Origin of the sequence: Acidiphilium iwatense (genome assembly GCF_021556475.1) — a bacterium.
Lineage (GTDB): Bacteria > Pseudomonadota > Alphaproteobacteria > Acetobacterales > Acetobacteraceae > Acidiphilium > Acidiphilium iwatense.
This window is the reverse complement of the sequence record NZ_JAKGBZ010000009.1, coordinates 33332-52819: the sequence shown is the minus strand read 5'-3', so window position 1 is coordinate 52819 and position 19488 is coordinate 33332. Positions and strand designations below refer to the sequence as shown.

17 protein-coding genes are annotated in these 19488 nt (G+C 67.2%); 11 read left to right on the top strand and 6 right to left on the bottom strand.

Annotated features, from left to right (window positions below; all coding sequences use genetic code 11):
• Positions 1 to 2 precede the first annotated feature (2 nt).
• Both L2A60_RS06575 and L2A60_RS06570 read left to right on the top strand, forming a co-directional pair.
• Positions 3 to 1076, top strand: coding sequence for an Mrp/NBP35 family ATP-binding protein (locus L2A60_RS06575; protein WP_235703639.1), 1074 nt, complete (start codon positions 3 to 5; stop codon positions 1074 to 1076).
• A gap of 4 nt (positions 1077 to 1080) precedes the next feature.
• A complete protein-coding gene (locus L2A60_RS06570; protein ID WP_235703578.1) occupies positions 1081 to 1524 on the top strand; it encodes a DNA polymerase III subunit chi in 444 nt (147 codons plus the stop codon).
• Positions 1525 to 1603: 79 nt separating this feature from the next.
• Here L2A60_RS06570 and L2A60_RS06565 read toward each other — a convergent pair whose 3' ends face one another.
• Positions 1604 to 3118 carry a Ppx/GppA family phosphatase gene (locus tag L2A60_RS06565; protein ID WP_235703577.1) on the bottom strand — a complete coding sequence of 505 codons (1515 nt, stop codon included), beginning with the start codon at positions 3116 to 3118 and terminating at the stop codon, positions 1604 to 1606.
• Positions 3119 to 3303: 185 nt separating this feature from the next.
• On the opposite strand from L2A60_RS06565, the gene L2A60_RS06560 reads away from it, so the two are divergent.
• Entirely contained in the window at positions 3304 to 4563 is a 1260-nt protein-coding gene (locus L2A60_RS06560; protein WP_235703576.1) for an autotransporter strand-loop-strand O-heptosyltransferase, read from the top strand.
• Positions 4560 to 6752 (top strand): Hint domain-containing protein, encoded by a 2193-nt coding sequence (locus L2A60_RS06555; RefSeq protein ID WP_235703575.1) that lies wholly within the window; start codon positions 4560 to 4562, stop codon positions 6750 to 6752. Before L2A60_RS06560 ends, L2A60_RS06555 begins: the two co-directional genes overlap by 4 nt.
• A 57-nt stretch (positions 6753 to 6809) precedes the next feature.
• Here the strand turns inward: L2A60_RS06555 and L2A60_RS06550 are convergent, their stop codons facing one another.
• The 4 genes from L2A60_RS06550 to queC all read right to left on the bottom strand — a co-directional run bounded on the left by L2A60_RS06550 (position 6810) and on the right by queC (position 12212).
• Positions 6810 to 8126, bottom strand: coding sequence for an OmpP1/FadL family transporter (locus L2A60_RS06550; RefSeq protein ID WP_235703574.1), 1317 nt, complete (start codon positions 8124 to 8126; stop codon positions 6810 to 6812).
• A gap of 368 nt (positions 8127 to 8494) precedes the next feature.
• Complete coding sequence (locus tag L2A60_RS06545) at positions 8495 to 9907, bottom strand: NAD(P)H-dependent flavin oxidoreductase (RefSeq protein WP_235703573.1); 1413 nt, start codon at positions 9905 to 9907, stop codon at positions 8495 to 8497.
• A 254-nt stretch (positions 9908 to 10161) separates the two neighbouring features.
• On the bottom strand, positions 10162 to 11379 hold the full coding sequence (locus L2A60_RS06540; protein ID WP_235703572.1) for a glycosyltransferase family protein: 1218 nt from the start codon (positions 11377 to 11379) through the stop codon (positions 10162 to 10164).
• Positions 11380 to 11492: 113 nt separating this feature from the next.
• Positions 11493 to 12212, bottom strand: a complete 720-nt coding sequence (queC, locus tag L2A60_RS06535) for a 7-cyano-7-deazaguanine synthase QueC (RefSeq protein ID WP_235703571.1) — start codon at positions 12210 to 12212, stop codon at positions 11493 to 11495.
• Positions 12213 to 12444: 232 nt separating this feature from the next.
• On the opposite strand from queC, the gene L2A60_RS06530 reads away from it, so the two are divergent.
• Positions 12445 to 12975, top strand: a complete 531-nt coding sequence (locus L2A60_RS06530) for a tetratricopeptide repeat protein (RefSeq protein WP_235703570.1) — start codon at positions 12445 to 12447, stop codon at positions 12973 to 12975.
• 18 nt (positions 12976 to 12993) lie between these two features.
• Here L2A60_RS06530 and L2A60_RS06525 read toward each other — a convergent pair whose 3' ends face one another.
• Positions 12994 to 13566, bottom strand: a complete 573-nt coding sequence (locus L2A60_RS06525; RefSeq protein ID WP_235703569.1) for a peroxidase-related enzyme — start codon at positions 13564 to 13566, stop codon at positions 12994 to 12996.
• On the opposite strand from L2A60_RS06525, the gene L2A60_RS06520 reads away from it, so the two are divergent.
• The 6 genes from L2A60_RS06520 (at position 13553) to lpxA (ending at position 19358) form a co-directional block, all read left to right on the top strand.
• Entirely contained in the window at positions 13553 to 13726 is a 174-nt protein-coding gene (locus tag L2A60_RS06520; RefSeq protein WP_235703568.1) for a hypothetical protein, read from the top strand. The genes L2A60_RS06525 and L2A60_RS06520 overlap by 14 nt on opposite strands.
• 99 nt (positions 13727 to 13825) lie before the next feature.
• A complete protein-coding gene (gene bamA / locus L2A60_RS06515; RefSeq protein ID WP_235703567.1) occupies positions 13826 to 16147 on the top strand; it encodes an outer membrane protein assembly factor BamA in 2322 nt (773 codons plus the stop codon).
• A 2-nt stretch (positions 16148 to 16149) separates the two neighbouring features.
• Positions 16150 to 16926 (top strand): OmpH family outer membrane protein, encoded by a 777-nt coding sequence (locus L2A60_RS06510; RefSeq protein ID WP_235703566.1) that lies wholly within the window; start codon positions 16150 to 16152, stop codon positions 16924 to 16926.
• 11 nt (positions 16927 to 16937) lie between these two features.
• Complete coding sequence (gene lpxD, locus L2A60_RS06505; protein WP_235703565.1) at positions 16938 to 18038, top strand: UDP-3-O-(3-hydroxymyristoyl)glucosamine N-acyltransferase; 1101 nt, start codon at positions 16938 to 16940, stop codon at positions 18036 to 18038.
• A 16-nt stretch (positions 18039 to 18054) separates the two neighbouring features.
• A complete protein-coding gene (gene fabZ, locus L2A60_RS06500) occupies positions 18055 to 18555 on the top strand; it encodes a 3-hydroxyacyl-ACP dehydratase FabZ (RefSeq protein WP_235703564.1) in 501 nt (166 codons plus the stop codon).
• On the top strand, positions 18552 to 19358 hold the full coding sequence (gene lpxA, locus L2A60_RS06495) for an acyl-ACP--UDP-N-acetylglucosamine O-acyltransferase (protein WP_235703563.1): 807 nt from the start codon (positions 18552 to 18554) through the stop codon (positions 19356 to 19358). The genes fabZ and lpxA overlap by 4 nt, the downstream gene beginning before the upstream one ends.
• Positions 19359 to 19488: the final 130 nt, after the last annotated feature.

Sequence of the window (19488 nt, the reverse complement as noted above, 5' to 3'; positions counted from 1 at the left end):
CTCTGACCATGATCGACGAGACCAGTATTCGGGCGCGGATCGCGGCGTTTCGGGCGCCCGCCGACAAGAGAACTGTGCCGCCCGCCATGATCGACAGCGTCGCGGTGCGCGACGGCATGGTCCAGGTGGCGCTGACCGTGGCGAAGGCCGACGCGGCGAAGCTGGAGCCGCTGCGCCGGGCGGTCGAGGCCGACCTGGCGGCGATGGAGGGCGTGCGCAACGCGACCGTGATGTTCACCGGGCCGCGCGCGGCGGCGGCCGAAACGCCGGCCCAGGCACCGTCATTGCTCGCCAATGCGCGGTCGATCGTCGCGGTGGCGTCGGGCAAGGGCGGGGTCGGGAAATCGACGGTCGCGGTCAATCTCGCGGTGTCGCTGGCGGCGCTGGGCATGAGCGTGGGTTTGCTGGATGCCGATATATACGGACCCTCCCTGCCTCGCATGCTGGGCACCAAAGGCAAGCCCGAGATGGCGGGCAACAAGCTGATCCCGGTCGATGCCTGGGGGCTGAAGGCGATTTCCATCGGCCACGTGGTGGACGAGGAGACCGCGATGGTCTGGCGCGGGCCGATGGTGCTCAATGCGCTGACCCAGTTGATGACCCAGGTGGAGTGGCCGGCGCTGGATGTGATGGTGATCGACCTGCCGCCGGGTACCGGAGATATTCAGCTCACGCTGTCGCAGCGGGTGCGGCTGAGCGGGGCGGTGGTGGTGTCGACGCCGCAGGATATCGCGCTGCTGGACGCGCGGCGCGGCGTCTCGATGTTCCGGCAGGTGCGGGTGCCGGTGCTCGGGATCGTCGAAAATATGAGCTTTTTCTGCTGCCCGAATTGCGGCACGCGGACCGATATTTTCGGCCATGGCGGGGCGCGGGCGGAAGCGGCGCGGATCGGCGTGCCGTTTCTCGGCGAAATTCCTCTCCTGCCGGCGATTCGCGAGACATCGGATGCGGGCGCGCCGATCGCGGCGAGCGCACCGGACGGCGAAGCGGCGCGCGCGTTCATGGCGCTGGCGGAAGCGGTGTCCGGGCAGTTGGGCGGCGAGCGCCGGACCGGGCCGCGCATCGTCATTGAATAGCGCCGTGACGGAGATCGGGTTCTATCATCTGACCCGGATGAGCGTCGCGGAGGCGCTGGCGCCGCTGCTGGGGCGGACACTGGCGGCGGGACAGCGCGCGGTGGTGCGGGGCGATGCGGCGCGGATCGCGGCGCTGGATGCGTCGCTATGGCTGAGCGCGAACCCCGACTGGCTGCCGCACGGCACGGCTTCGATGGGGTTCGGCGCGGATCAGCCGATCTGGCTGACCGAGGGCGGCGACGTGCCGAATGGCGCGCGATTTTTGTTCCTGGTGGATGACGCGGCGGCGGATTTTTCCCGGTTCGACCGGGTTTTCGATATGTTCGACGGCAATGACGCGGATGCGGTCGCGGCGGCGCGGGAGCGGTGGCGCGTCGCGAAGGAAGCAGGTCACACCTTGACCTATTGGCAGCAGGGCGAGCACGGCTGGGTGAAGGCGGCGGGGTGACGGGACGCGGCGGCGACAAGTTCAGCTTCCTCGCTCAGGACCGGATGGACAACCTCCTGAAAGACCACACTCGGGGCGCTCAGATCAGGCGGGTTTCGGGATCGAGCCCGACCATCGAGGCGAGGCGGGCAAGGCGGCGCTCGATCGGGTCGCCGGCGAACACGCCGCTCGCCGCATCGAGGGTGAGGACGAGGCGGCCATCCCGCGGGATCAGGCTGGTGGCGGCGAGCAGAGCGGGCGTGCCGGCGGAGAGCGTATAGGCGAGGCGCAGTGCGACGCCGAGGGTTTCGGCGCGGCGGGCGGCGGCCATGTCGAGCAAAGCGCGCGCAGGGGCGAGAAACGGGCTTTCGATCGGGGCTTCGTAGCGCAGCGCCAGGGTGAGGGCGAGAAAGGCGCGGGCATGGTGGTCGAGCCCGACTCCGGTCTGGCGCAGGACGCGCAAAAACGCCTGTTCGGCGCGGTATTCCGGGTGTTCGTGATTGCCGATATCGGAAAACCAGCAGGCGGCCTCGCGCAGCCGGTGCTGGGCGTGGGTTTCGGCGGGAAACAGCGGCGCGGTCCAGCCGATCAGCGCGTCCGGCAAATTGGGGTCGCGCAGCAGGCCGATGGTGAGGTCGCGCCCGGCGGCGACCAGCGGGTCCTGCTCGCGCATCGCGGGCGGGAGCTGGCGCAGGAACCAGCCCTCGCGCAGCCCGTTGGCGCTGAACACCACGCGGGCGGCGCCGGTCGCGCGCAGCAGGCGGCGGAGAATGATCGCGGCGAAGGGCAGATCCTCGATGCGCTTGCGCGCGGCCCCCGGCATCCGCTCGATCAGTTTCCGGCTGGCCTCGCCGATCACCGCCGAGAGGTCGCGCGCCTCCTCGCGCCCGATCGTGTAGTGGTGGACCATGGCGAGCGGATAGCCGGTCTGGGCGATATGGATGCGCGCGAGCGCGCGGAACGCGCCGCCGGAGACATAGAGGTCGCCGCCCGCGCCGTCGGACAGAAAGGGCAGCTCGGCCAATTCCCCGGCGACGATGGCTTTCGCGCGGATGGGGTCTCCGGCCGCGCGTTCGGCGAGGCGGATCACGCCGATCGGCATGGTCGCGGCATCGCCGATTGTGCCCGCCGAGAGGCGCACGGCTTCGAGCGAGCCGCCGCCGAGATCGGCGAGAATGCCGTCGGCGCCAGGAATGCCGCAGAGCACGCCCTCGGCCGAGAGATGCGCCTCCTGCTCGCCGGACAGCACCACGACCTTGAGGCCGGGTGTCGCGGCTTCGAGCCGGGCGACGAAATCCGGGCCGTTTTCGGCGTCGCGCACCGCCGAGGTGGCCAGTGCCTCGAACGGATGCGCGCCCATGGCGCGGGCGATCGCGCCGTAGCGGCGGATCACCGTGGCGGCCTCGTCCATCGCCGCCTCGTCCAGCCTGCCGGTGCGGATCAGGCCGCGCGCGAGGCGGAGGACCGCTTTTTCGTTGAAAATCTGCACCGGATTGCGGGACTGGCCCTCGAACACCACGAGGCGGACCGAATTGGACCCCAGATCGACCACCGCGCGGCGCGGAGCTGTCTGGGAGCGGGGATCGCGCAACTGGTCCGGTGCCGGGCCGTTCATGGGAACACGCGATAGCCCAGCTTGGCGGGCGCGGCCAGGGTTCGGCGCGCGGAATGTTCGGAGTGATTTATATTTTTTGCGTTACATGTCGCATTAATCTATTCTTAATCTCTCCATCCAGCTATCGTCTCAAATTACGGTTCCGTTTTAGCTCTGTCCTCCTATTGTGGTGACCGCGTAAATTTATGGATAGCCTGCCCGCTCTCCCCCGAACACCGACGATCCAGGCGCCGCCGCGCGCCTATCCGGCGCCCGCGCCGGTGCCGACGCAGCAAGGGCCGTTCGGGCTGCGATTCGATTTCAACGAGGGCTGCCGGATCGCGCTGCCGCGCGGCGAGGGCGAATGGCATGTCGTGCTGCGCGACACCGCGACCGGCAATATCCTGTTCGAGACAAGGCTGGAGCAGGGTTTCGTGGTCAGCTCGAAGCGGTATTTCGTGCCGTTCCGCATCGAGGTGGCGCAGAACGGCGCGCAGGTTTTCGCCCATGACCTCGATTGCCGGGACCGGGAGGTGCATATCGCGTTTCCGGTCGGCACCCTGGGCGACGTGATCGGCTGGCTGCCCTATGCCGCGCGGTTTCAGGCCGAGCGGGGCTGCCGGCTGACCTGTTCGATGGCGGCGAATCTGATTCCGCTGTTCGCCGATGCCTATCCGCATATCGCCTTCGTCACCCAGGACGCGGTCGAGACCGGGCGGTTCTATGCGACCTATCATCTCGGGCTGTTTTTCGACGACGAGAACCGGCACTGGCAGCCTTGCGATTTCCGGCTGGTCGGGCTGCACCGCACCGCCGGCTATATTCTCGGTGTCGATCCCACCGAAGCGCCGCCGCGCATCGCGGCGACCGATGAAAAGCGGCCGATCGCCGAGCCTTACGTGTGCATCGCGGTGCAAAGCTCGGCGCAGGCCAAGATCTGGAGCAATCCCGAGGGCTGGCACGCGGTGGTGCGCTTCCTGCAAGATGCGGGATACCGGGTGGTCTGCATCGACCAGAAGCGGGTGGGCGGGTCGGGGCTGGTCTGGACCCATATTCCGCATGGCGCGGAGGACAGGACCGGCGACGTTCCGCTGCTCGAACGGGCGCATCTGCTGCGCCACGCGGCGTTTTTCGTCGGCCTGTCCAGCGGGCTCGCCTGGCTGGCCTGGGCGGTCGGGACGCCGGTGGTGATGATTTCGGGATTCACCCATCCGACCAACGAATTTTTTACCCCGCACCGGGTGATCAACTACCACGCCTGCAATTCCTGCTGGAACGACCCGCGCGCGCGGTTCGACCACAAGGATTTCCTGTGGTGCCCGCGCCAGGCCGGCACCGAGCGGCAGTTCGAATGCACCAGGCTGATCACCGCCGGACAGGTGACCGGCGCGATTGCCCGGATTCCGGGCTTCGCACGCCATGACACGACAACATCCAGGCAAGAGAAAAAGGGATCGACGCGATGAGTGGAACCACGATCAGCGGCACAACGGTTGTTTCCTCGGGCCAGACGGTCAGCGGCGCGACGGTGACCAGCGGCGGCAAGCTGGAGGTGGCGTCGGGCGGGACGGTGTCGGCGATCACGGTGAGCAGCGGCGGTATCGAGGGCGTGCTGCCCGGCGGCGTCGCCGATGGCGGGGTGGTGCTCTCCGGCGGGATCGGACTGTTCGAAGGCACGGTGAGCGGGCTGACGGTTTCAGGTATCGGCATCGTGGCCAGTGGCGTGCAGATGACCGGCACGACGATCGCCTCGGGTGGCGAGATCGCCGACGGCTACAAGATCGGTCTGACTACTTATACCGGCGGGGCGATGTCGGTCACCAATATCGACGGCGGCACGTTGCTGGTTTCCAGTGGCGGGGTCGTGACCAGCAACAATGTGACCTCGGGCGGCGCGCTGACGGTAACGTCCGGCGGCGTCGCCTCGGCGAGCATCGTGGATACCGGCCAGCTCGAACTCACCGGCGGCGGCAGGGCGGTGGGCGTGACGCTGAATGTCAGCGGGCATGAGAACGTGCTGAGCGGCGGCGCGGCGAGCGGCACCACCGTCAACAATGGCGGCGCGCAGTCCATAACGAGCGGTGGTTCGGCCAGCGGCAATGTGGTCAATTCCGGTGGCGTTCAGCTCGTGCTGAGCGGCGGCACCGCGACCGGCAACACGATCAATGCCGGGGGAACGCAGCTTGTCGGGTATGTCGGCGGGTCGGTCAATTCGGCGGGCGGCACGGCGATCACCACGCTGCTCGATGGTGGCAGCCAGACCGTGTTCCATGGCGGCGTGGCCTCCGCCACCACGGCGGAGAATGGCGGGATCGAGTATGTCTCGTCGGGCGGGACCGCGACCGGGACGACCCTGGGGGTGAATGGCGGCATGGTGATCGAGGCCGGGGCGACGATCACCGGGCCGATCGATTTCACCGGCGCGGGCGCGACCCTGGTGCTGCAGGGTGTGACCACGCTGAGCAACGTGATCAGCGGGTTCGATGCGGCCGGCGTGGGCGAGGACGACGCGATCCTGCTCGCCGGGGCGGCCGGGGCGGGCGCGGGGACGGCGACGCTGGGGACGAACAACGTGCTGAGCGTCACCGACGGCTCGGTGAGCTATCAGGTGCAGCTCGACCCCGCGCAGAGTTTCGCGGGCGATACATTCGTCGTTTCGGCCGGGCTGGTGACGGCGCAGGCCGTGTGTTTCGCGGCCGGCACGCGGATTCTGACCGAAACGGGCCCGGTCGCGGTCGAGGATTTGGCGGTGGGGGATCGGGTGATCGCCCATGGCGGGCGGTGCGCGCCGATCCAATGGATCGGGCGGCGGAAGCTGGATGCGCGGCGGCATCCGCGCCCGGAACTGATCTGGCCGGTCCGCATCGAGGCCGGGGCGATCGCCGACGGGGTGCCGGCGCGCGACCTTTATGTCTCGCCGGACCATGCGCTGTATCTGGACGGGTTGCTGGTGCCGGCGAAGGCGCTGGTGAATGGCACGACGATCGCGCAGGTCGAGCGGCGGCATGTCGATTATTTCCATCTGGAATTGGACCGGCACGACGTGGTGTTCGCCGAGGGATTGCCGGCGGAGACCTATCTGGAGACCGGCAACCGGGGGTTTTTCTCTGGCGAGGCCGGGCAGGCGCGGGTGCTGCACCCGGATTTCGCGCAGACCCTGCGCGAGCGGGAGGGCTATGCGCCGTTCGCCGAGGCGGGCGCGGCGGTGACGGCGCTGCGCCGGAAGATTGTCGCGCGGGCGGGAGCGGTCGAGACGACCGGCGATCCCGGCATCGTCGCGACGATCGGGGCGCGGACGGTCGCGGTGACTCGGGTGGGTGCGGCGTGCTGGCGGGTGGCTGTGCCGACATCCGGCGATGTGCGGCTGACGAGCCGGACTTTGGTGCCGGCGCATCTGGATGCCGGGTCGGAGGACCGGCGGGTGCTCGGGCTCGATGTGGCGGCGCTGGAAACCGAAGCCGGGCGGATCGATCTCGGCGATGCGCGCCTGACGGCGGGGTGGCATCGGGCCGAGGACGGGCATCGGTGGACACGCGGCGACGCGGTGATTCCGGCCGCGCTGCTCAAGGGCGCGCGGAGCCTGACCATCCGCCTCGCGAGCGCGCCGCTCTATCCGGTGGTCAGGGAGCGCCGGCGGGTGACGGCACGGCGGTAGGCGCAAAAGTAAACGCCGCGGAGCGAGGCTCCGCGGCGTTCGTCAGCCGGGTGTGGATCAGAATTTCAGAATGACGCCGGTGGAGAACACGTTGGCGCTGAGATTGTAGGTGCCGGTGAGCGTGCCGGCCGCGCCGGCTGTATTCAGCGAATTGTCGGCGTTGAGGCCGGAGCGGGTCTGGTTGATCGGCGCGCTGGCGACGAAAATATGCTGATAGCCGAGCTGCAGCGTCGCCATCGGCATGATCTGATAGGTCAGGCCGGCGCCGAGCAGCACGCGGTTGGCATCCGGCAGCAGATCCTGGCGGGTGGCGGCGGTGACCGGGCTTTCGTCGTAGCCCACCCCGCCCATCAGGGTGAGGCCGGGGGCGGCGACATAGTTCGCGCCGAGTCCGACCGTCCAGGTATTGCGGTATTTGAACGGGGTGTAGATCGAGCCGAGGGTGAAGCCGATGGTGGACGGATCGGTGATGACCAGGGCCTGCTGCTGCGCCCAGTTGGTCCATTGCGCACTTGCCATCAGCGAGAGCCGCGGCGTGACCTGCTGGTAGATGCCGAAGGAGATCTGCTGCGGGAAGGTCCAGCGGTCGAACGCGTTGGAGGCGATTGGTGGCGCGGCATTGAAAGCCGACAGAAGGTTGTAGAGCGACGGGTCGAGATGGACCGATTCCGGCCCTTTCACGGTCTGGCCGATCTTGGAGCGGTAGTCGATGCCGATCCGGGTGGACGGGCTGAACTGGTACATCGCGCCGATATTGTAGCCGAAGGCGTAGCTCTGGCCCTTGAACTGGCCTTCCGCTGCCGGGAAGGGCGCCAAATTCTGGTTGAGGCCGAGGATGTTCTGGAAATAGTTAATTTCCGGACCGAAGCCGATCGAGAGTTTCCGGGTGATCGGGATCGCGACGTCGAGCCCGATCTGGACCGAGGTGATCAGCGCCTCGTTGCCCTGAAACTGGCCGACGAAATCGGGGGCGTATTTAATCCGCCCGCCGATCGGCGTGGTGATCGAGAAACCGAGCTTGACCCCGTGCGGCAGGCTGATGACGCCGAAATTGCCGGGAACCAGGGTGGATTCGACGAAATTCTTGCCGGTGCCGGAGCCGAGCACGGTGCTGCTGCCGGTGAAGCTGGAGTTGATGTCGTAATAGTTGAGATCGCCCTCGAACTGGTTGCCGCTGATCAGCACCATGCCGGCCGGGTTGTAATAGGCGGTGGAGGGGGTCGCGTTGACGGTGACGCCGCCGAACGCATGGGCGAGCGCGCCTGTGCTCTGCGCGATCAGGCCGAGGCCGGCGGCGTGGGCGGCGCCCATGGACGTGGCGAGCGCGGTGCCGGCGGCGAATGCGATTGCCGTCCGTTTAATTCGAAAACCCATGGTTATCCTCCCTCTATTCGATGCGACCGCCCTATGGAATTCCGGGATTTGTCGAAATTCCACAATATGATCGGGAACGCATTTCCTTGCGACGACGCACGCTATTTTGGACGTCCCGATTGGGTTCGCTTGTAGCGACGCTTAACCTAATGGGCAAGAGGTTTTCGTTAAGACAATATTTTTGTCATTCGCCTGCCAGAGCAATATGGCTTTACGCGGAATCGCGAAGCGATCCGCATAGCCATGAAATTGCTCGCCCAAACCAAGAGTAGAGCGTGATCGACTTAAAGTCGTCACGCTCTACTGGGCTTGGCGCGGATGGATCGCCTCGACGCGTCGCGATGACCGCCGCGAACGGCGCGCCGCTCTCATCGTCCGGTGAGGATGCGGTCGACGAGCTGCTTCACCGTCGGGATGAAGCCGTTGGAATAGAAAGGGTCGGACGCGAAGCGATAGCCGTTATGGCCGCTGAACATCAGGTTGCGGTCGACCGAATCCGGGTGCTCGCCGTCATGGGCGATATCCTGCAGGGTTTTCTGGATGCAGAAGCTGCGCGGATCGGCCTTCTTGCCGGTGCTGTAGTCCGGTTCCTCCTGCGCCCAGTTGGAAAACCGGCAATGCGACAGGCAGCCCATGCAGTTGACCTGATCGAGCCGGATTTCCGTCGCGGCCTCCGGGGTTTCGAACACCAGGGTGGAATCCGGGGTGCGCAGGGCCTCGGTGTAACCCTCCCGCTCCCAGCCGAGCACCCGCTTGAGATCGGCCGGGGTGAGCCAGACCACGCGCTTGCGCGGGCCGACGCCGTATTCGGCGGAATGGGCGCCGACCGGCTCGGTGGTGTAGGCCACCTGCCGCTCGTTGCGCGCGCGCAGCCCCTTGATGAAGTCGTTGTTCACCGCGCTGGAATAGAACCCGGTCGGCGAGAAGCGGTTGAGGAACACGTCACCGTCCTTCAGCGTGAGCAGCTTCTGCTTCCACGCTTCGCTGATCGGGCTTTCGCGGGTCAGCAGGGGGCGGGTGCCGAACTGAAAGGCGATCGGGCCGATATCGGGGTTGTCGATCCAGTCCTCCCACTCCTCCAGCCACCAGACGCCGCCGGCCATGATGATCGGCGTCGCGTCCAGGCCGAATTCGCGCATCTGGCGGCGCAGTGCGATGACGCGCGGCAGCGGGCTTTCCGGTTTGGTCGGGTCCTCGGAATTCGACAGTCCGTTATGGCCGCCGGCGAGCCAGGGGTCTTCATAGACTACGCCGCCCATCAGATCGGCGACCTTGTGATAGGCGCGGCGCCACAGCGCGTTGAAGGCGCGTGCCGAGGAGACGATCGGGTAGTAGTGGACGTTGAATTTCGCGGCGATTTCCGAGAGTTTGTAGGGCATTCCGGCGCCGCAGGTGATGCCGTTGATCAGCCCCTTGGCGCCTTCGAGAATGCCGGTGATCACCCGCTCGGCGGCGCCCATTTCCCACAATATGTTGGCGTGGATGCGGCCCTGGCCATTGGATTCCTCGTGCGCGCGGCGCGCCTGGGCGAGACCGCCTTCGATCGCGTAGGCGACCAGCTCCTCGTGGCGCTCGCGGCGGGTACGGCCGTGATAGAGTTGCGGAATCAGCCGGCCCTGCTCGTCGTAGCTGTCTGCATTGACGGCGCTGAACGTGCCGATGCCGCCCGATGCCGCCCATTGCCCGGCGGTGCGCCCGTTCGATACGGCCACGCCCTTGCCGCCCTCAACCAGCGGGAGGATGTCTGATCCGCCCATGCGGATCGCATTGATCGTCTTCATCGTCCTGGCAACCTGTTCATCGCGTGGCGCGACGTTCGCGGGGGGTTCAGCATCGTTTCAAGCGCATCAACTCGTCGCATGGGGCGCACATCTCTGGTCACGCCCGGAGCCCGGCGTCGCGCTCTCGTCGCGGCGCGATCACCAGCGTGATGCGGTTGGGAAAGCCTGCACGAAGCCGACTCCCATGCTTCAAAGCGCATCCATAGCATGGAATAAAGGCGCGAGATACCGGGGCGGCAGGGGAATCCGCGATTTTATTGCAAATCGCCGATGCCGGTGCGGCGGGGGCGCAGCACCGGCAGGTTACGCCACAGGCGGCGAAACGCCGACTCGGGCCTCGGCTCCGGCACAACGGTTTCGGTGGCGGCGCCGTCCCGGTGCTCGACGCTCGGGATGGTGCCGGCGACGGGCGGCGGCAAATCGTCGGGCGCGATCCCGGTTATGTCGCGGACCAGCGCGCGCCAGGGCCGGGCGGGTGCATGCGATGGCAGGAAATCCTCGAGAAATCGCGCCATCGCGGACGCCTCGGCTTCTGCGGACACATCCCCGGTTTCGCGGATCATGTCATGATAGACCGGCACGAGACGTTCGACATGGGCATCGAGCGAGAGGGCTTCGCGCATCGCGAGGCTGACCGCCAGGGCGTCGTCCGCGTCATACGCTGCGATCGCTTCAGCGATCGCAGCGGCGTCGACCGGCCGGGTCAGGGTTCCGGCGCCGCAATTGCCGCGCCGCCACAGCTCCGGCGCCGCGCTGGTCAGCAGGCCGCCGAAGCCGCGCGATTCGCAGATGACGACCGCGCAGCCGGTAAACCCGGCTTCGAGGGCGCCGCGCCCGGACGCGAAAACCAGATCGTAGCGCGTCAATTCCTCGTGAATCCGCTCGCTCACCCGGCCTGCCCCGGTCCCGACTTCGTCGAGCGCGAGCCCGGCGGCGGCGCAGGCGGCGCGGATCGCCGCCCGAGGAGGCGCGGGCTTGCAGATGGCGAGCGCGCGACCTGGGCGGGGCGGCAAGGGCGGCCGCGGCCGGAACAGGAGCGGATCGACCGGGTTCGGCAGCACCCCGCACAGCTCCGGCGACGCGCCGTCGATGACAAGCCGGCGCCGAGCGACCTCGCTGACCCCGTAATAGCGGCGAATTCGCGGGTGCAGCGGTGCGGCGTCGTGCATCGCCGTTGCATCGTGGCAGACGAACAGCGCCGGCACGCCTTGCAGGGCGGCGAGCGCCATCATCGTCATCATGTTATGGGTTCCGTGGATCACCTCCGGGCGGTCCGGCAGCGCCGAGAGGCGATCGACGACGGCATGGCCGCGCGCGCGCATCGCTTCGCCCTGCGGCCCGATCCGCGATACATAGACGATCGGCAGATGGCCGGCCCGGCGCAGGCCATCGGCGAGCTGTTCCGTCGTGACCTCGGAGCCGGTGCGCTCGCTGAGGAGCGAGTTGGTCAACAAGACGCAGAGTCCGGCCATCGTTTCCTCGCGTGGAAACCCCTGTTGCGTGCGACCGAGTATTCTCCAGGGCCGAGCGATCCGCAAGCGAATCGAAACGTGCCGAAGGCGGTGATCGGGGCCGGGTTCGCGGATCAGCCGGCCGGGGTGGTGGCGCGGAAGCGCCGCCAGCCGCCGGCGCGCAGATCGCAGGCCGGGCAGTCGCCGCAGCCATAGCCCCAGTCGTGCAGCGCTCCGCGCTCGCCCCGGTAGCAGCTATGGCTTTGCACCCGCAGGATTTCGATGAGAGGTTCGCCGCCGAGGCTGGCGGCGAGGCGCCAAGTATCCGCCTTGTCGCGCCGCATCAACGGGGTGTCGATGGCGATGTCGCGGTCGAGCCCGAGGCGGAGGGCGGCTTGCATCGCCGCCATGGTGGCGCTCCGGCAATCCGGGTAGCCGGAATAGTCGGTCTCGCACATGCCGCCGACCAGGACGCCGAGGCCGCGCCGGTAGGCCAATGCGGCGGCGTAAGTCAGGAACAGCAGGTTGCGGCCGGGGACGAAGGTGTTGGGCAGGCCTGCCTCGGTCGTTTCGATCGCGATATCGGCGGTCATCGCGGTGGCGCCGAGTGCGGCGAGGCCGGCTTCGATATCGAGCATGTGATCGGGCCCGAGCGTCGCGCGCCAGGGGCGGAGTGCGACGATCGCGTCGCGCAGCGGGGCGCGGCAGTCGAGTTCCACCGCGTGGCGCTGGCCGTAGAAGAAGCCGATGGTTTCGACCCGGTCGTAGCGGTCGAGCGCATAGGCGAGGCAGGTGGCGCTGTCCTGCCCGCCGGAGAACAGCACCAGGGCCTGGGTGTGGGCAGTGGCGGTCATCGGCGGAGACTGCCCGGAGCGATGCGGCGGATCAAGCGGGCAACGCCTTTCAGCTCTCCATGGTACTCTGGGGGTATGAGCCAAGCGTCCGGGCCGAACCGGGTTCGCCGGTGTTCGCGGCATCGCCGGCCGGGCCCAAAAATCCGGTTTCGCGGGCCGGGAAGCGTGATCTTTGACCCAGCCGGCGTGACATGAGCGGACGGGCGCTCCATATTGTCTCGGATTTGGGAGCATGGAGGGGATCGTCATGCAGGGTGTCCGTTCGAACCATCGGCTTCTGGGCTTCGGCCTTGCCGTTCTGGTCGCCGCCGGAGTTTGCCAGCCGGCGGAGGCGGCATCGGTCGGGCCGGTCATCAGTGCGGCGCGGCAGGGCAATGTCGGCGCGGAAACCTATCTCGGCTCGCTCTATCTGGAGGGGCAAGGCGTGCCGCAGAACGCCGCGACGGCAGCCTATTGGTACGGCCAGGCGGCGCGCCAGGGCGACGCCGTGGCGCAGACCGATCTCGGGCTGCTGTATCAGGCGGGACGGGGCGTGCCCCGGAACGACGTTCTGGCGGCCTATTGGTACCGGCAGGCGGCGCATCAGGGCAATGCCAATGCGCAGAACAATCTCGGCCAGTTGTACGAACTCGGGCACGGCGTGCCGCAGGATTATGCGAAGGCGATTTATTGGTACCGGCTCTCGGGCGAGCAGGGCAACGCGGCGGCGCGGCAGAACCTGATGGCGCTCTATGCCTATATGGCCAAGCTCAAGCAGAAATAGGGCGATCGCCACCCTTGCTCATGGTATGCGGCCCAGGGTGAAGAATTCCGGGTTGGGGCGCATCGCGGTCATGTTGGCGAGGCGGTTGGACATCGCGAAAAAGGCGGCGATGGCGCCGATATCCCAGATGGCGTCGGCGTCGAAGCCATGGACGCGCAGCGCGGCGAAATCGGCCTCGGCGACCGCGTGCGAGGCGGTCGCCACCTTCATCGCATAGCCGAGCATCGCGGCCTGACGGGGCGCGAGACCGGCGCGGTCCGGGTTGACCGCGAGCCGGTCGGCGAGTTCCGGGTCTTTCGCGTAGAGGCGCAGGATCGCGCCATGGGCGATGACGCAATAGAGGCAGTGATTCGCCCCCGACGTCGCGACCACGATCATTTCGCGCTCTGCCTTGGTGAGGCCGCTATCGCGCAGCATCAGCGCGTCGTGATAGGCGAAAAAGGCGCGGAATTCGTCCGGCCGGTGGGCCAGCACAAGAAAAACATTCGGAACGAAGCCGGCTTTTTCCTGCACCGCGAGGATTTTTTCGCGGATGTCGTCCGGCAGGCCGGCGAGTTCGGGCACCGGAAAGCGGCTGATGGCGTTCGGCATCGGTTTCTCCTTGTCGCCACTGGGTGCACACCCTATGCATCGCGCGCCGGGCGGGGCGGGGCAAGATGGCGGCGCGGCGCCGATCGTTGCGGGATTGCTGAAAAACTTTGTGACCGGGCCGGGCGGCGATGCCCTTGCGGGCGGCGGCGGTTGCCGCTAGGCGCATCTCGGTGCGGTGCGTGGGCAAGGTTCATGCGGCCGGCATCGTGACCTTGAGGCGTTTGGGAGATTATCCTTGCGGCAACTGCGGTTGGCTCTGATGACCACGGCATGCCTCGGCGCGGCGCTGATCGCGCCAGCCGCGCTCCAGGCGCGCGCGGCGGCGCCCGCGGCGGCCGAAGCGCAAGCCGGCGGGCGGATCGCTGCGATCCAGGTGAGCGGCAACCAGCGGATCGATCCCAGCACCATCCGCTCCTACATCCTGCTCCGGCCGGGCGACCCGTTCAGCCAGCGCCGGATCAATCTCAGCCTCAAGACGCTCTATGCCACCGGCCTGTTCAAGACGGTCTCGATCACCCGCCAGGGCGATACCCTGATGGTGCAGGTGAAGGAAAATCCGGTCGTCAACCAGGTCTTTTTCCAGGGCAATTCGGTCGTCAAGGACAAGGCGATGCGGGGCGCGGTGTCGCTCAAGCCGGGTGCGGTGTTCACCCCGGCGGCGGCGGCGGCGGATACCAAGGCGATTCTCGCCCTCTACGCCAAGCGTGGCCATTACAGCGCGACGGTTTCGCCGGAAATCGTCAAGTTGCCGGAAAACCGGGTCAACGTGGTGTTCAAGTGCCATGACGGCGCGCAGACGCTGATCAGCCGGATCAACTTCATCGGCAACCACCGCTACGGCCCCGGCAAGCTGCGCGAGGTGATTTCCAGCCGGCAGAATGCCTGGTTCCGCTTCCTGTCCAGCTCCGACGAATACAATCCCGAGCGGGTCAAATACGACGAGGAACTGCTCCGCCGGTTCTACTACCATCACGGCTATGCCGATTTCCGCATCGTCAGCGCGACCGCGCAACTGGCGCCGGACCGCAAATCCTTCTACCTGACCTTCGTGATCGACGAGGGGCCGCGCTACCGGGTTTCCGCGGTCAAGGTCGTCTCCGCGCTGCGCAACCTGCCCGGCAAATCGCTGCTGCCGCTGGTGCCGATCGAGAAGGGCGATATTTTCGACGGTGACGCGCTGCGCACCGCGGTCAAGCAGATCTCCGACGACGTGCAGAACCGGGGCTTCGCTTTCGCCCAGGTCGAGCCGGACGTGAAGGAGAACCACAAGACTCATACGATCGCGCTCACCTTCCGGGTGATCGAGGGGCCGCGCGTCTATGTCCGCGACGTGTCGATCACCGGCAATACCCGCACCGAGGACCAGGTGATCCGCCGCGAGGTCGAGCTGGCGCCGGGCGATGCGTTCAACGAGCAGGCGGTCAAGGAATCCAGGCAGAATCTTGAAAACCTGGGCTTCTTCAAGAAGAAGGACATCACGATCAAGCCGACCCCGACCGGCTCGCCCGACGAGGTCAATCTCGATGTCGGCGTGCATGAGGAGGCGACCGGCGAATTCTCGCTCGGCGGCGGCTATTCGACCGATCTCGGCGCGCTCGCCAATATCGGCCTGTCGCAGAACAACTTCCTCGGCACCGGAATCAACGCCTCGATCAGCGCGCTGCTCGCGCAGAGGGGCACCCAGTTCAACCTCGGCGTGACCAACCCGTATTTCCTCGGGCGCAATCTGATCGCCGGCGTCGATCTGTTCCGCACCGACACCTACAACACCACGGCCTACGTGTTCAGCGAACGGTCGATCGGCGGCGACGTGCGGCTCGGCTTCCGCTACAACCACCATATCAGCCAGGCCTTCACCTATACCGTCTCGACCCGCAGCATCTACAACGTCATTTCCGGCGCCAGCCTCTACATCCTGAACGAGCAGGGCTCGTCCAGCCTGTCGCAGCTCGGCACCACCCTCACCTTCGACTATCGCAACAACCGGCTCGATCCGTCGAGCGGCGGGCTGCTCGCACTGTCCGGCGATTATGCGGGGCTCGGCGGCACCGCGAAGTTCCTCCGCCTGCAGGCGCGCGGCGCCTATTACATTCCGCTGCGCCGCTATCTCGGCAGCAAGGCGTGGGTGCTCGAATTCGACGGCCATGTCGGCGACCTGATCGACCTGTTCGGCTATCATTCGCTGATCGCCGACCGGTTCTTCCTCGGCGGCGACAGCCTGCTCGGCTTCCAGACCGGCGGCGCCGGCCCGCACGACACCACGTTCGGCGACAGCCTCGGCGGCAAGTTCATCTGGACCCAGGACACGGTGCTGCACTTCCCGCTGCCTGTCAGCCCCGATCTCGGCGTGTCCGGCTTCGCCTTCACCGATATCGGCAGCCTGTCCGGCGTCCGCCCGATCACCGTCAACGGCCAGACCCTCGGCATCTACGACAATCCGGCGCCGCGCATTTCGGTGGGCGTCGGGGTCGCGTGGAACACGCCGTTCGGCCTGATCGATCTTTCCTTTGCCCAGCCGATCAAGAAATATAAATACGATCAGGTCGAGCAATTCCGCGTTTCCTTCGGTACGAGGTTCTAACAGTGACACGCTTCGCTTCCACACGGCTCCTTCTGGCCCTTCCCGCGCTGGCGCTCGGACTGAGTGTTGCCCAGGCGCAGAATAGCGGCGGCCCCGGCTATTTCATCCCGCATCCGAAGCCCGCCGCGGTGCCGCACCCGGCACCCGAGCGCGCCGCGGCGCCGGCGCCAGCGCCGGCGCCGCAAGGCGTACAGGCCGGCCCCGCCGTGCCGCAGCAGAAACTGCCGCCGATTCCGCAACTGCCCGCGCTGCCGAAGGAAGCCGCCCCGCCGGCGGCGGTGATGGGCGTGCTCTCGGTGCCCCAGATCATGCAGGAATCGAGTGCGGCGCAGGGGGTCGAGAAGATCATCCTGGCGCGGCGCCAGGCGCTCGGCAAAGCCGCGCAGGCCGACCAGAAGAAATGGGAAGCCGAGCAGAAGGCGATCAACGCCGAGAAGACCAAACTCTCGAAACCCGCGCTCGCCACCAAGGAAAAGGTGCTGCAGAAGGAGATCGAGAAAGCCCAGGTCGATTTCCATAACCGCAACATCGCGATCGAGCTTTCCGCCCGTAAGGCGCTCGGCAAGATCGAGGCGACGCTGATCGCGGTGATCCGGCAGGTCGCGCAGGCGCATGGCATGAACCTCGTGCTGCACCGCTCGCAGGTCGCGCTCAACGTCAAGGGCTTCGACATTTCCAAGGAAGTCGCGAGCCACCTCAACAAGATCCTGCCCTCGGTCGCGGTGCCGCCCTCGGTCGTGCCGAAACTGGCGAATGCGCCGGCGCCCAAAAAGCCGTAAGGCTGGGCGTCGTGACTGACGCGGACGGCGCGGGACGACCAGGCGATCCGCGCTTCTTTCCCCGGCTCGGCCCGTTCGCCCTGGCCGAGATCGCGCGGGCGATCGGCGCGCCGGTGCCCGAGTCCGGTGCCGCGCGGCGGTTTCGCGGCATCGCGCCGCTGCAGAGCGCCGGGCCGGACGAGATCAGCTTTCTCGACAACAAGCGCTACGCGCCGCTGCTTGCCGCGACGCGCGCGGGGGCGGTGATCCTGCTCGCCGAATTCGCGGACAGGCTGCCCGCGGAGTGCATTGCCCTGCCGGTCGCTCAGCCCTATCTCGCCTGGGCACGGGCGGGCGGGCTGTTCCATCCGCCGCAAGCGGCGCTGCCGGGCCGGCATTCCACCGCGATCGTCGATTCTTCGGCGCGCGTCGATCCCTCCGCCGAAATCGGCCCCTATGCGGTGATCGGCCCGCGCGCCGAAATCGGGCCGCGCAGCGCGATCGGGGCGCATAGCGTGATCGGCCCGAGCGTGGTGATCGGCGCGGATTGCCGGATCGCGGCACAGGTGACCATCGGTTTCGCGCTGATCGGCGACCGGGTGACGATCCATCCCGGCGTGCGGATCGGCCAGGACGGGTTCGGCTTCGCGCCCTCGCCGGACGGGTTCGTTTCCGTCGCGCAGCTCGGCCGGGTGATCCTGGGCGACGATGTCGATATCGGCGCCAATACCACGATCGATCGCGGCTCGGCGCAGGATACCGTGATCGGCGCCGGTACGCGGATCGATAATCAGGTGCAGATCGCCCACAACGTGCGGACCGGCCGCAACTGCGTGATCGTCGCGCAGGTCGGGATTTCCGGCTCGACGGTGCTGGAGGATTTCGTGGTGATCGCCGGGCAGGCCGGGTTTTCCGGCCATCTCACCATCGGCAAGGGTGCCCGCATCGGCCCGCAGGCCGGGGTGATGAGCAACATTCCCGCCGGGGCGGAAATGCTCGGCAGCCCGGCCCAGCCGGCCAAGGCGTTTTTTCGCGAGATCGCCGCACTCCGGCGCTTTGCACGGCGCGGCGGAATGCGCCATTCTGGCGCCGCCGCCGATCAAGCGGCGGAACGCGACCCGGACGATCAATAAACGGCGGACCTCGGCGATGGACGGCAGCAGCACCGACAGCGTGGCGCAAGACACCGAAACGGGACGGACGGTCGATATCGCCGGCATCATGCACGCGATTCCGCACCGCTACCCGTTCCTGCTGATCGACCGGGTGGTCGAGCTGATCCCCAACGTCTCGGCGGTCGGGGTCAAGCATCTCTCGGTCAACGAACATTTCTTTCAGGGCCATTTTCCCGGCCACCCGGTGATGCCGGGCGTGCTGATCATCGAAAGCATGGCGCAGACCGCAGCCGTGCTGGTGGTGGAAACATTGGGGCCGAAAGAAGCCGGCAAGGTCGTCTATTTCATGTCGGTCGAAGGGGCGAAATTCCGCCGCCCGGTGGTGCCGGGCGACAGTCTGCGCATCCATGTCGTCAAGGAGCGCAATCGCGGCAATGTCTGGAAATTCCACGCGATCGCGCGGGTCGACGGCAGCGCCGTCGCCGAGGCGACCTATGCCGCGATGATCATGGACCGGCGAGCCGAAGCCCCATGATCCACCCATCCTCGGTGATCGCCCCCGGTGCCAGGCTCGGCGCCGGGGTTCGCGTCGGGCCGTTCTGCACGATCGGGCCCGACGCCGTGCTGGAAGACGGCGTCGATCTCGTCTCGCACGTGGTCGTCGACGGGCGCACCCGGATCGGCGCGGGAACGAAAATCTACCCCTTCGCCACCATCGGGCTGGCGCCGCAGGACCTCAAATACCAGGGCGAGGACACCGCGACCGAAATCGGCCCGCGCTGCACGATCCGCGAACATTGCACCATCCATCGCGGCACCGTCACCGGCAGCGGGATCACCCGGCTCGGCGCCGGCTGCCTGCTCATGGCGGTGGTCCACGTCGCCCATGACTGCGCGATCGGCGACAACGTGGTCATCGCCAACAACGTCGTCATGGGCGGCCATGTCGAGATCGCCGATCAGGCGATCATCGGCGGCTCGACCGCGATCCACCAGTTCGCGCGCATCGGCACCGGCGCCATGGTCGGCGGCGCCTCCGGCGTCGAAGCCGACGTCATCCCCTACGGCTCGGTCATCGGCAATCGCGCGCGGCTGCACGGCCTCAACATCATCGGCCTGCGGCGGCGCGGCCTCGACAAAACCGCCCAGCACCGGCTGCGCACCGCCTACCGCATCCTGTTCCAGTCCGACGGAAATTTCGCCGACCGGGTCGAACAGGTCCGCAGCGCCGCCGGCGACGACCCCTACATCGCCACCATCCTCGCCTTCATCGACGCACCCAGCAAACGCGGCCTCATCCGCCACACCACCCGCCACGCCGACGACCCCGAGACGTGACCACCGTGTCAGATCGCGGGGCTTTGTCCCGCACCCGACCAAGGGGCTTTGTCCCTTGGAACCCCACCAAAGGCAGAGCCTTTGGAATCCTAGAGTGGGATTTCCGCGCATGGGGGCACGAGACTGCGAC